Consider the following 12286-nt stretch of genomic DNA (forward strand, 5'->3'; position numbering starts at 1 on the left):
GATGGCCAGCGAGAGAGCCAAGGCGCTAGCGGAGAAGCAGAAGGCTGAACTGAAAGCCGCCAAACTGGCGAAGAAGAACTCCACAGACCCCAAGGACTGGGGCTGGTGGCGCCAGCTGCGCGAGACCTACAAGGTCACATCGCAGTTCGACAAGGTCCTCCCGTGGCTCATGCTCGGCGGCTTCGTCGTGCCGTTCGCCGCGCTGCTGATCCTGGGCATCGTGCTGGACGCCTGGCTCATCTGGGGCATCGTCGGCATCTCCGCCGGCGTCCTGGGCGCCATGTCGGTGTTCACGTGGCGTGCCCGCAAGGCCGTCTACCGCCGCTTCGAGGGCCAGGCCGGCTCGGCCGAGGTGGCGCTGCAGATGCTGCCCAAGCAGTGGATCTCCACGCCGGTGATCACCGCGACGAGGAGCCTCGACGCGGTGCACCGCACGCTGGGCCCCGGCGGCCTGGTCCTGATCGGCGAGGGCGAGCCGGCCCGGCTGAAGCCCCTGCTGGCGGCGGAGAAGAAGAAGCACGAGCAGGTCGCGTTCGGGGTCGCGGTGAAGGTCATCCAGATGGGCAAGGGTGCCGGCCAGGTGCCCCTGGACAAGCTGGCGGCCGAGATCAAGAAGCTCCCCAAGACCCTCACGCCGGCCAAGATCACCGAGGTCAGCCAGCGCCTGCGCGCCCTCGACGCCATGCGCCCGAAGGCCCCCATCCCGAAGGGCCCCATCCAGATGAAGGGCGCCCGGTCCGCCATGCGCGGCCGCTGACGCGTGGCGAACCTGGTCAACCTGGAGGCCGTCACGCACGGCTTCGGGACCCGCATCCTGCTCGACTCGGTCTCCCTCGGCCTCGGCGTCGGCGAGGTGATCGGCGTCGTGGGCCGCAACGGCGACGGCAAGACCACGCTGCTGCGCATCCTCACCGGCGACCTCGAGCCGGACGCCGGGCGCGTCACCGTGGCCACCAACTCCTCCATCGGCGTGCTGACCCAGACCACCGTCGGCGACGACGCCCAGACGGTGCGAGACTGGATCGTCGACGGCGAACCGGACCACGTGTGGGCGGCGGACGCGGACAAGCGCGGTGTCGTCGAGGCGCTGCTGGCTGACGTGGAGCTCGACAGGCGCCTGGACACGCTCTCGGGCGGCGAGCGACGCCGCGTCGGGCTGGTCGCGGTGCTGCTCGGCCACCACGACCTCGTCGTCCTCGACGAGCCCACCAACCACCTCGACGTCGAGGCCATCGCCTTCCTCGCCACCCACCTGCAGGCCCGCACCAGGGCGGGGCTGGCCATGCTGGTGGTCAGCCACGACCGCTGGTTCCTCGACGCCATCTGCACGCGGATCTGGGAGGTGCACGACGGCGTCATCGACGCCTACGACGGCGGATACGCCGCGTACGTGCTCGCCCGCGTGGAACGCCAGCGGCAGGCATCGGTCAACGAGTCGCGGCGCAAGAACCTGGCCCGCAAGGAGTTGGCGTGGCTGCGCAGGGGCGCGCCCGCGCGCACGTCGAAGCCGAAGTTCCGCATCGACGCCGCCAACGTCCTGATCGCCGACGAGCCCGAGCCACGCGACAAGATGGCGCTGCAGCAGTTCGCCGTGACCCGGCTCGGCAAGGACGTGTTCGACCTCACCAACGTCACCTACGCCGTCGAGGACCGCACGCTCCTGGACCGGTTGACGTGGTCCATCGGGCCCGGCGACCGGATCGGGCTGGTCGGCGTCAACGGCGCAGGGAAGACCACCCTGCTGGATCTGCTCTCGGGGGACCGCGAGCCGCAGTCGGGCAGGATCAAGCGCGGCAAGACGTTGCGGCTGGGCTACCTGTCGCAGACCGTCGGCGAGCTGGACGACGCGGACCGCGTGCTGGACTCGGTCAAGCGCCTCAAGGAGGAGACGAAGCTCGCCACCGGCCGCGAGGCCACGGCGTCGTCTCTGCTCGAGGAGTTCGGGTTCACCGGAGACAAGCTGGTCGCCCGGATCGGTGATCTGAGCGGCGGCGAGCGTCGGCGCCTTCAGCTGCTGCGGCTGCTGCTCACCGAGCCCAACGTGATGATCCTCGACGAGCCCACCAACGATCTCGACATCGACACCCTCACCATCATCGAGGACTACCTCGACAGCTGGCCGGGCACCCTGATCGTGGTCAGCCACGACCGGTACTTCCTCGAGCGGATCACGGACTACACCTACGCGCTGCTCGGCGACGGCTCCTGCGCGCTGCTGCCAGGCGGCGTCGAGGAGTACCTGGACCGGCGCAGGCGGGCGAAGTCCACGGCGGGCCAGGCGGCCTCCTCCGCCGGCCCGGCCGCGCGATCGGATGCCGCGACGGAGCGGCAGCGGAAGAAGGACCTGTCCCGGATCGAGGGCCAGTTGGAGAAGACCGCTGCGGAGATCGACCGCCTGCACGCCAGGATGGCGGACGCGGCCACGGACTTCGGCCAGCTGGGAGACCTGGACAAGGCCCTGCGCGAGGCCGAGGCCCGGTACGAGCGGCTCGAAGAGGCGTGGCTGGAGACGGCCGACTGACCCCACCGTCGGGCACGCGCGTTGAGCCGATGGAGGGGTTCGCGGCGAGGGTCGTGCGTTGAGCCGATGGAGGGGTTCGCGGCGAGGGTCGTGCGTTGAGCCGATGGAGGGGTTCGCGGCGAGGGTCGCGCTCAGGTCACGCGGGGGCCAGCCGTCGAACCCCTCCATCGGCTCAACTCGATGCCCCAGCCAGCAGGCAGCCCTGAGAAGCGTCGGAGGGGCCGCCTAGGGTGGCCGGCATGTATCGCACCCTCGCCGTCGCCGGGTATCGCTCACTGCGGGATGTAGTGGTCCGCCTCGGGCGCGTCACCGTCGTCACTGGCGCCAACGGCTCAGGCAAGTCCAGCCTGTACCGCGCGCTGCGCCTGCTGGCGGGCTGCGCGCTGGGAGACGCGGTCGGCTCGCTGGCCCGCGAGGGCGGTCTGAGTTCCGCCCTGTGGGCCGGGCCCGAGTCGCTGGCCGGGGCGCGCCGCGGGCACGCCGTCGAGGGCACCCGACGGGTGGGCCCGGTGTCGCTGCGGCTCGGCGTCGGCGCGGACGCGCTGTCCTACCTCATCGACCTCGGCCTCCCCACGCCGGACTGTTCGACGGCGTTCGGCCGGGACCCGGAGATCAAGCGCGAGGCCGCCTGGGGCGGCCCCGTGATGCGGCCCGGCACCATGGTGGCGAGGCGGCGCCGCTCCGCCGTCGAGGTCCGCGACGAGGGCCCCTGGCACGAGCTGCCCTTCCAGCTGCCCACCCACGCCTCCATGCTGGCGGACGCGCCGGAGCTCCGCCCGCTGCGCGATCACCTCGCCGCCTGGCGCTTCTACGACGCGCTGCGTACAGACGCCGACGCCCCAGCCCGCCAGCCGCGCGTCGGAACCAGGACGTGGGCGATGGCCTCCGACGGCTCGGACGTCGCGGCGGCGGTGCAGACCATCGTCGAGCGCGGGAAGGAGCCCCTCCCGGAGTCCGTGGCGGACGCGTTCCCCGGCAGCCGCGTGCGCGTGGACGTGCGCGACGGCGTGTTCGAGCTGACGCTCCAGCAGCCGGGCATGCTCCGTCCCCTCCGCGGCGCCGAGTTGTCGGACGGGACGCTGCGGTACCTCATGTGGCTGGCGGCGCTGCTGGCGCCGGTCCGGCCGCCGCTCATGGCCATCAACGAACCGGAGAACAGCCTGCATCCCAGCCTCGTGGCGCCGCTCGCGCGGCTGATCGGCCGGGCGTCGGCGGACACCCAGATCGTCGTGGTCACGCATTCCGCGGCGCTGGTGGGGGCCCTCACCGATGCGGTGCCGGACGAGGACCTGGAGGTGGTGGAGCTGGTCAAGGACCTGGGTGAGACCATCGTCGACGGCCAGGGCATGCTCAGCCGGCCCGCCTGGGAGTGGGGCCGCCGCTGAAGGCGGTCAACGGCGGTTGACCACCACGGTGCCGAGGAGGAGATCGGTGAGCGCCCGGCGCTCCGCGCCGACCACGATCGCGGGGACCACGAGGCACTTGAGCGCGGTGCGCACCACGGGGCGCCACCAGCCCAGCGGCCCCCCGTCGGTCCTCGTGATGCCGATCCGCGCGATGAGTTGGCCGAAGGATCCCCCGGCCAGTGCCGTCAGGAGGCTCGCCTCGACGAAGTAGACGGCCAGGATCATGAACGACTTCCAGCCGGATGCCGTCATCACCTCGATGCCGAACAGCGCGATCGCCACGACCATGCTGGCGGCCCAGTCGCCGATCATCGCCGCCACGCGCGCCCGCCACGACGCCAGCGAGCCCGGCCCGGAGACGCGCAGGCCGAGGGTGGAGCCGGGGTACTCAGCGGGGGTGGTGGTCACGCGCGGCAGCCTAGCAGCGCCCGATCCGCCGGTGGCGAACGCTTTTGCTCCCCACGGGCACGGCGTGGGAAGGTGGGTGCATGCCTTTGCTCGTCGTCCGCCTGTGGGTGGACCTCTGCCGCGTCCAGGTCAGCGGCTGTCGCTGACCTCGCTCCGCCGGCCCCTCCACCCCAGCAAAGGAAACACCCCATCATGTCCACAGCCACCTCTGAGCGCGCCCTTGAGGCGACGCCGCAGCCCCGCAAACCCTTCTATGCCAACCTCGGATTCCAGATCGGCGTCGGCCTCGTCGTCGGCCTGATCCTCGGCCTGGTGGCCGTCGCCATCGGCCCCGCCGGCCAGGAACGCAACTGGCTCGCCACGCTCCTGTCCGAGGTGGGCAGCGCGTACGTCAGCCTGCTCACCCTCCTGGTGGTGCCGCTCGTCGTCACCGCCGTCATCTCGTCCATCGCCCGCCTCCGCGAGGTCACCAACGCGGCCCGGCTGGCCGTTCAGACGCTCATCTGGTTCGCCGTGACGGCCTTCGCGAGCGTCGTCGTCGGCATCGCCGTCGGCCTGGTCTCCGGGCCGTGGCTGACCGCCGGGGTGAACCCCGAGACCGCCGCCGAACCCGGCCGTGTCGGGTCCTGGTCGGCGTTCCTGCTCGGCCTCATCCCGTCCAACATCCTCGGCCTTGGCATCCGCGTCTCAGGTGACGCCGAGGCCGGCTTCACGGCCGCGCCCAACTTCTCCGTCCTGCAGGTCCTCGTGGTGTCGATCCTCTTCGGCATCGCCGCGGTCAAGGTGGGCGACAAGGCCGCACCCCTCGTGGGCTTCATGGAGTCCGCGCTTGCCGTGATCCAGAAGGTGCTGTGGTGGATCATCCGCCTGGCCCCCGTCGGCACCGCGGCGCTCATCGGCAAGGCCGTGGCCACCTACGGGTGGACCTCGCTGGCCTCGCTCGGATCCTTCGTCGTGGCGCTCTACATCGGCCTGATCATCGTGTGGGTGGTCGTCTACCCCGCCATCCTCAGGCTGCACGGCCTCGGGGTTCGCCAGTTCTACCGCAACGTCTGGCCGGCCATCTCGCTGGGCTTCGTGACCCGCTCGTCGATGGGCACCATGCCCGTCACCGAGCAGGTGGTCGAGCGCAACCTCGGGGTCGCGCGCCAGTACGCCAGCTTCGCCGTGCCGCTGGGCGCCACCACGAAGATGGACGGCTGCGCCGCGGTGTTCCCCGCGCTCGCCTCGATCTTCGTGGCCCAGTTCTACGGCATCGACCTCAACCTCACCCATTACCTGCTCATCGCGTTCGTCGCGGTGCTCGGGTCCTCCGCCACCGCCGGCACCACCGGCGCGACGGTGATGCTGACGTTGACGCTGTCGACGCTCGGCCTTCCGCTGGCCGGCGTGGGACTGCTGCTGGCCGTGGAGCCCATCGTCGACATGGGGCGCACCGCGCTCAACGTCACCGGCCAGGCGCTGGTGGCGGCGATCGTCGGCAAGCGCGAGGGCATCCTGGACCAGGGCGTCTACGACGCCCGGCCGCAGTTCAGCGCCTGAACAACCGCCGACGCCCCGCCCCCGCACGGAGGCGGGGCGTCGGCGCGCCATGCGTCCCCAGGGCCTGGGACATCGGGCCAGGAGTAGATTCCTGGGCATGGCGCATCCTGCCGCAGAGGCCCGCGGCCTCGTCGTCCACCGGGCCAGGAACGAGATCCTGCACGGCATCGACTTCACCCTCGCCCCCGGCTCCGTCACCGGCCTGTTCGGCCCGTCCGGGTGCGGCAAGACCACCCTGATGCGGTCGATGGTGGGGGTCCAGAAGATCACGTCCGGCACGCTGAACGTTCTCGGCCTCCCTGCCGGGGATCCGCAGCTGCGCCGTCGCGTGTCCTACACCAGCCAGGCCCTGAGCATCTACCGTGACATCTCCGTGCGCGCCAACGTCCTCCTCTTCGCCCGCCTCCACGGCGCCCCCGACGAGGCCGCCGACGACGCGATCTCCTACGTCGAACTGGCGGCCCTGGCGAACCGGCGCGTCGAGACCCTCTCCGGCGGCGAGGCCAGCCGGGCGTCCCTGGCCTGCGCGCTCGTCGGGAAGCCGGAGGTGCTGATCCTGGACGAGCCCACCGTCGGACTCGACCCGCTGACTCGGGAATCGCTGTGGGAGCACTTCCGGAAGCTCGCCTCGGGCGGGACGACCCTGCTGGTCTCCAGCCACGTCATGGACGAGGCCACCCGCTGCGACTCCGTCCTGCTCATGCGCGAGGGCCACTTCCTGGCCAGCGGGCACATGGACGAACTCCTGGCCGCCAGCGGCGCCGCGACCCCTGAGGCCGCCTTCCTGGCGCTCGTCCGACGCGAGGTCGCGGCATGAGCGGGCCGCGGCACGCCGCGGAGCGCAGCCGCATGGCACCGTTGGCCACCGTCGCCCGGATCCTGGCCCAGCTGCACGCGGACCCGCGCACCATCGGCCTGGTGATGGTGCTGCCCCTCGTGTTCATCTCGCTGCTGTACTATGTGATGATCGACCTGCCCACCCCGCCGGGGGCGCCGACGGCGTTCGACAGGATCGGGCCGACGATGCTGGCCGTGCTGCCGATGATGCTGATGTTCCTGGTCACGTCCATCGCGATGCTGCGCGAGCGCACCACCGGAACCCTCGAGCGGCTGCTCACCACACCGCTGAGCCGCTGGAACCTGCTGGCCTCCTACGGGCTGGTGTTCGGCGTGCTCGGCGTGGCCCAGGCCTCGCTGCTCGCCACGTTCGTGCTGGGCGTGTTCGGCGTGGACATCGAGGGTCCCCTCTGGGTGCTGCTGGTGATCACCCTGCTCGACGCCCTCGTCGGGGTGTCCTTCGGGCTGCTGGCCAGCGCCTACGCCCGGACCGAGTTCCAGGCGGTGCAGTTCATGCCGATGTTCATCGGGCCCCAGATCTTCCTGTCCGGGCTCTTCGCTCCCGTGGACCAGATGCCCGACGCGCTGGCCGCCGTCGCGCGGGTCCTGCCCATGACGTGGGCCGCCGATGCCGTGGTGGATCTGACCGGCAACGCGGAGGTGGCGTCCGGCACGTGGGTGGGGATCGGGCTCCTGGCGGGGCTCGTCGTCGGCATGCTGATCCTGGCGGCCGCGTCGATGCCCCGCCAGACCCGCTGACGCCGGTCCCCGCACCGCCCCGCCCTCGCCGAAGCTGTAACAGTGCTGTTACCCACCGGCAACTGCCGAGCAAAGATGCCACAGTAACGTCAGCACCACTACACCGACACGTTAGGAATGATCCGCCCATGTTCCAAGGCGCAGACGACCTGCTGGCTTACGTCAAGGAAGAAGGCATCGAGACCATCGATGTGCGCTTCTGCGACCTGCCCGGGGTCATGCAGCACTTCACCGTCCCGGCCGCGTTCTTCGGCCCCGAGGTCTTCGAGGAGGGGCTGAACTTCGACGGCTCGTCGATCACGGGCTTCCAGAAGATCCACGAGTCGGACATGTCGCTGATGCCCGATCCCACCACCGCCTACGTGGATCCCTTCCGCAAGTCGAAGACGCTCAACGTCAACTTCTTCGTGCACGACCCGCTGACGAAGGAGCCCTACTCCCGCGACCCGCGCAACATCGCGCGGAAGGCGCAGGCGTACCTCTCCTCCACCGGCATCGGCGACACCGCCTACTTCGCCCCCGAGGCCGAGTTCTACGTCTTCGACGACATCCGGTTCGAGACGACGGCGAACTCGTCGTACTACCACATCGACTCCGAGGCCGGCGCATGGAACACAGGCCGCGTCGAGGACGGCGGCAACCGCGGCTACAAGGTGAAGTTCAAGGGCGGCTACTTCCCCGTCGCCCCCGTGGACCACTTCGGTGACCTCCGCGACGACATCGTGCGACACATGGCCAACGCCGGTCTCATCGTCGAGCGCGCCCACCACGAGGTCGGCACCGCCGGCCAGGCCGAGATCAACTGGAAGTTCGACACGCTGCTGAAGTCCGCGGACGACGTGATGAAGTTCAAGTACCTCGTCAAGAACACCGCGTGGGAGGCCGGCAAGACGGCCACCTTCATGCCGAAGCCCATCTTCGGTGACAACGGCTCCGGCATGCACTGCCACCAGTCCATCTGGAACGAGGGCGTGCCCCTGTTCTACGACGAGAACGGTTACGCCGGGCTCTCCGACATGGCCCGCTGGTACATCGGCGGCCTGCTCAAGCACGCCCCGTCGCTGCTGGCGTTCACCAACCCGTCGGTGAACTCCTTCCACCGCCTGGTGCCCGGCTTCGAGGCCCCGGTCAACCTGGTCTATTCGCAGCGCAACCGCTCCGCGTGCATCCGCATCCCGATCACGGGATCCAACCCGAAGGCCAAGCGCATCGAGTTCCGCTGCCCGGACCCGTCGTCGAACCCGTACCTGGCCTTCGCGGCCATGCTGCTGGCCGGCCTCGACGGCATCCAGAACCGCATCGAGCCCATGGCCCCGATCGACAAGGACCTCTACGAGTTGCCCCCGGACGAGCACGCCCTGGTGCCGACGGTGCCGGGTTCGCTCGGCGCGGTGCTCGACGCCCTCGAGGCGGACCACGAGTTCCTGCTGGCTGGCGGCGTGTTCACCCCGGACCTCATCGAGACGTGGATCGAGCTCAAGCGCGCTGAGATCCAGGCCATCGCGATGCGGCCGCACCCGCACGAGTTCGAGCTGTACTACGCGCTCTGACATGTGAGACCAGACGGCGGTCCCCGGCCCTGCAGCAGTGCAGGGCCGGGGACCGCTGGCGTTGACATCAACCGTTCGGCCGACCCTGCGACCCTCCACCGCTCAGCCTCGCGACCCTAGGCTGAGCCCGTGCCCAAGACCAGACTCGCGCGCATCGCGATCCCCCTCACCCTCATCCTCATCTGGCTCGTCAGCGCTGGGATCGGGGGCCCCTACTTCGGCCGGATCGACGAGGTGGCCACCAACGACCAGTCCACGTTCCTCCCCACCAGTGCGGAGGCCACGATCGTCGGCGACCGCTACCTGGACTTCGTCGACAGCTCGACGGTGCCGGCCATCGTGCTGTTCAGCTCCGACGAGGCGCTCTCGGCCGAGACCCTGGCCGAGCTGGGTGACCGCGCGGCGGCGCTGGTCGACGTCGAGGGCGTGGAGAGCATCTCGCCGCTGATCCCGTCGGAGGACGGCATGGCAGCGCAGGTGTTCGCGGGCGTGGACTCCGAGGGTGATATCGCGGGGATCGTCGAGCAGTTGCGCACCGATCTCCCCGAGGGCCTGCCCGACGGCGTGAATACGTACGTCACCGGCCCGGCCGGTTTCACGGCCGACATCACCGAGGCGTTCAGCGGCATCGACGGGCTGCTGCTCATCGTCGCGCTGGCCGTGGTGCTGGTGATCCTGCTGGTGGTGTACCGCTCGCTCGTCCTGCCGTTCGCGGTCCTGGCCACCAGCCTGTTCGCCCTGTGCGTGGCGCTGCTGACCAACTGGTGGCTGGCGAAGGCGGGCGTCGTCACGCTCACCGGGCAGACCCAGGGCATCCTGTTCATCCTCGTCATCGGCGCCGCCACGGACTACTCGCTGCTCTACACGGCCCGCTACGCCGAGGAGCTGAAGCGCCGCGCGTCCAGGGCGGAGGCCACCAGGGCCGCGATCAAGGGCGTCGTCGAGCCCGTTCTCGCCTCCGGCGGCACCGTCATCGCCGGGCTCATGTGCCTGCTGCTCAGCGACCTCGGATCCAGCCGCTCCCTCGGCCCCGTCGCCGCCATCGGCATCGTGTTCGCGATGCTGGCCGCGCTCACCCTGCTGCCGAGCATGCTCTACCTCATGGGCCGCGCCTCCTACTGGCCCCGACGCCCCCGCTTCGACCCGCACCGCGGCGACGACACCCAGATGACCACCGGCGTCTACGCCAAGGCCGCGGGCCTGGTCGCCAGGCGCCCGCGGACCGTGTGGATCGTCTCCGCCCTCCTCCTGGCCCTCGGCGCGGCGTTCGTGCCCACCCTCAAGGCCGACGGCGTGCCGCCGAGCGAGTTCGTCCTCGGCCGGTCCGAGGCCCGCGACGGCCAGGCCGAGCTCGCGGAGCATTTCCCCGCCGGCTCCGGCAGCCCCGCCCGCGTGCTGACGGACGAGGCCCGCCTGCAGGAGGTCACCGACCGCCTCCTCGCCGGCGACGGCGTGGACTCCGTCTCCGTCGTGGCCGCGGACTCCCCAGCCGGCACGGCCCCGGTGACCGCCGACGGCGTGCAGCCGCTCGGCCCGCCCGGAACACCCGCGCCTGCGCCCACGGTCAGCGACGGCCAGGTCATGCTGCTGGCCACGCTCGCCGACAGCGCGGACAGCGACGAGGCCGCCGACACCGTGCGCGCGCTCCGCGCGGAGCTCGACGGCAGCGCGCAAATCGGCGGCGAGACCGCCACCAACATCGACACCCGCGACACGTCCATCCGCGACCGCAACGTCATCATCCCGCTGGTGCTGGTCGTGATCCTGCTCATCCTCATCCTGCTGCTGCGCAGCATCGTGGCCCCTGTGGTGCTGATCATCACCACGGTGCTGTCGTTCGGCACCGCGATGGGCACCGCCGCGCTGGTGTTCAACCGGGTGCTGGACCTGCCGGGGGCCGACCCGTCGGTGCCGCTGTACGGGTTCGTGTTCCTGGTGGCCCTGGGCATCGACTACAACATTTTCCTCATGACAAGGGTGCGGGAGGAGTCGCTCGCGCACGGCACCCGGGAGGGCATCACGCGCGGCCTCGCGGTCACCGGCGGTGTGATCACCTCGGCCGGGCTGGTGCTCGCCGCGACCTTCGCGGCCCTGGCGGTGCTGCCCATCCTGTTCCTGCTGCAGCTGGCGTTCATCGTCGCGTTCGGCGTGCTCATCGACACCTTCCTGGTGCGCACGCTGCTGGTGCCGGCGCTCAGCCACGACATCGGGCCCGCCATCTGGTGGCCCGCGAAACTCGACTCCGATCGCAGGTCCCTCCCCGGGCGCACCCCGTAGGGTGGTGCCATGCGTGGAATCGTGGTGCGAGATGACGGTGTGGCCCTCGAGGAGGGCTGCGAGGAGCTGCTGACCGACGAGGGTGTCCTGGTGCAGGTGGTCTATTCGGACCTCAACTACAAGGATGCCCTCGCTGTCACCGGACGCCCGGGGGTGGTGCGGCAGAAGCCGCTCATCGCGGGCATCGACATGGTGGGCCGCGTCGTCGAATCCCCTGACGAGCGCTGGTCACCGGGCGAGTGGCTGGTCCTCAACGGCGCCGGCCTGTCGGAGACCAGGCACGGCGGGTACGCCACCCTGGCCCGAGCGGATGCCGACCTCGCCGTCCGCGTCCCCGACGGCCTCACCCCCGAGCGCGCCGCCGCCCTCGGCACCGCCGGCTACACCGCCGCGCTCGCCGTGCTGCGGCTCGTGATGGAGGGCGTCTCCCCCGGCGACGGACCGGTCCTGGTGACCGGGGCCACGGGCGGCGTCGGGTCGATCGCGACGATGCTGCTCGCCTCGGCGGGCTTCGACGTGACGGCCGTGACCGGCAGGCCGGAGGAGCTCGGCGACTACCTCCGGGAGCTGGGCGCGGACACCGTCGTCCCGCGCGACGAGCTGGGCGCCGCCGGCCGGCCCCTGCAGAAGGCCGCCTACGGTGGCGTCATCGACTCGGTCGGGGGCCAGATCCTCGCCAACGCCATCGCCCAGACGGCGCCGCACGGCGTGGTCGCGGCGTGCGGGCTCGCCGGTTCGGCGGACCTGCCCACCAGCGTCCTGCCGTTCATCCTGAGGGGCGTGACTCTCGCGGGCATCGACTCGGTGTGGGCGGAGATCGACGACCGCGCCGACGCCTGGCGGGTGCTGGCCCGGGGCGTCGACGTCGACCTGTTGGACGCGATGACCACGCGCATCGGCCTCGACGGAGTCATCGCGGCCGGCGAGGACCTGCTGGCGGGCCGGCGCCACGGGCGCACCCTCGTCGAGATCTGACCGCTCCCCCT

At 70.8% G+C, this 12286-nt stretch carries 10 protein-coding genes; 9 read left to right on the plus strand and 1 reads right to left on the minus strand.

From position 1 onward, the window contains the following. Nucleotide 1 precedes the first annotated feature (1 nt). The 3 genes from ACZK5N_RS04090 to ACZK5N_RS04100 all read left to right on the plus strand — a co-directional run bounded on the left by ACZK5N_RS04090 (nt 2) and on the right by ACZK5N_RS04100 (nt 3906). The gene (locus ACZK5N_RS04090; protein WP_459020211.1) at nt 2–757 is read left to right on the plus strand and encodes a DUF4191 domain-containing protein; all 756 of its coding nucleotides are present in this window, start codon (nt 2–4) and stop codon (nt 755–757) included. 3 nt (nt 758–760) lie between these two features. Then, nucleotides 761–2521: an ABC-F family ATP-binding cassette domain-containing protein gene (locus ACZK5N_RS04095; protein WP_459020212.1), complete on the plus strand. Its 1761-nt coding sequence runs from the start codon at nt 761–763 to the stop codon at nt 2519–2521. A gap of 239 nt (nt 2522–2760) precedes the next feature. After that, nucleotides 2761–3906 carry an AAA family ATPase gene (locus tag ACZK5N_RS04100; protein ID WP_459020213.1) on the plus strand — a complete coding sequence of 382 codons (1146 nt, stop codon included), beginning with the start codon at nt 2761–2763 and terminating at the stop codon, nt 3904–3906. A gap of 6 nt (nt 3907–3912) precedes the next feature. Here the strand turns inward: ACZK5N_RS04100 and ACZK5N_RS04105 are convergent, their stop codons facing one another. After that, entirely contained in the window at nt 3913–4335 is a 423-nt protein-coding gene (locus tag ACZK5N_RS04105) for an RDD family protein (protein ID WP_459020214.1), read from the minus strand. Nucleotides 4336–4527: 192 nt separating this feature from the next. Here ACZK5N_RS04105 and ACZK5N_RS04110 point away from each other — a divergent pair, with 192 nt between their 5' ends. The 6 genes from ACZK5N_RS04110 to ACZK5N_RS04135 all read left to right on the plus strand — a co-directional run bounded on the left by ACZK5N_RS04110 (nt 4528) and on the right by ACZK5N_RS04135 (nt 12275). After that, a complete protein-coding gene (locus ACZK5N_RS04110) occupies nt 4528–5877 on the plus strand; it encodes a dicarboxylate/amino acid:cation symporter (protein WP_459020215.1) in 1350 nt (449 codons plus the stop codon). A 97-nt stretch (nt 5878–5974) separates the two neighbouring features. Next, the gene (locus ACZK5N_RS04115) at nt 5975–6694 is read left to right on the plus strand and encodes an ABC transporter ATP-binding protein (protein WP_459020216.1); all 720 of its coding nucleotides are present in this window, start codon (nt 5975–5977) and stop codon (nt 6692–6694) included. Next, the gene (locus tag ACZK5N_RS04120) at nt 6691–7473 is read left to right on the plus strand and encodes an ABC transporter permease (protein ID WP_459020217.1); all 783 of its coding nucleotides are present in this window, start codon (nt 6691–6693) and stop codon (nt 7471–7473) included. The genes ACZK5N_RS04115 and ACZK5N_RS04120 overlap by 4 nt, the downstream gene beginning before the upstream one ends. Before the next feature lie 128 nt (nt 7474–7601). Continuing rightward, a complete protein-coding gene (gene glnA, locus ACZK5N_RS04125; RefSeq protein ID WP_459020218.1) occupies nt 7602–9023 on the plus strand; it encodes a type I glutamate--ammonia ligase in 1422 nt (473 codons plus the stop codon). A 129-nt stretch (nt 9024–9152) separates the two neighbouring features. After that, nucleotides 9153–11300, plus strand: a complete 2148-nt coding sequence (locus ACZK5N_RS04130; protein ID WP_463624611.1) for an MMPL family transporter — start codon at nt 9153–9155, stop codon at nt 11298–11300. A gap of 9 nt (nt 11301–11309) precedes the next feature. Then, the gene (locus ACZK5N_RS04135) at nt 11310–12275 is read left to right on the plus strand and encodes an MDR family oxidoreductase (RefSeq protein WP_459020220.1); all 966 of its coding nucleotides are present in this window, start codon (nt 11310–11312) and stop codon (nt 12273–12275) included. The last annotated feature ends 11 nt before the right edge of the window (nt 12276–12286 follow it).

This window comes from Tessaracoccus pujii (assembly GCF_055326215.1).

Excerpts from the sequence above, each read along its gene's own strand:
- ACZK5N_RS04090 (WP_459020211.1), top strand. The coding sequence starts at position 2 with ATGGCCAGCGAGAGAGCCAAGGCGCTAGCGGAGAAGCAGAAGGCTGAA.
- ACZK5N_RS04100 (WP_459020213.1), top strand. The coding sequence starts at position 2,761 with ATGTATCGCACCCTCGCCGTCGCCGGGTATCGCTCACTGCGGGATGTA.
- ACZK5N_RS04110 (WP_459020215.1), top strand. The coding sequence starts at position 4,528 with ATGTCCACAGCCACCTCTGAGCGCGCCCTTGAGGCGACGCCGCAGCCC.
- ACZK5N_RS04115 (WP_459020216.1), top strand. The coding sequence starts at position 5,975 with ATGGCGCATCCTGCCGCAGAGGCCCGCGGCCTCGTCGTCCACCGGGCC.
- ACZK5N_RS04120 (WP_459020217.1), top strand. The coding sequence starts at position 6,691 with ATGAGCGGGCCGCGGCACGCCGCGGAGCGCAGCCGCATGGCACCGTTG.
- glnA (WP_459020218.1), top strand. The coding sequence starts at position 7,602 with ATGTTCCAAGGCGCAGACGACCTGCTGGCTTACGTCAAGGAAGAAGGC.
- ACZK5N_RS04135 (WP_459020220.1), top strand. The coding sequence starts at position 11,310 with ATGCGTGGAATCGTGGTGCGAGATGACGGTGTGGCCCTCGAGGAGGGC.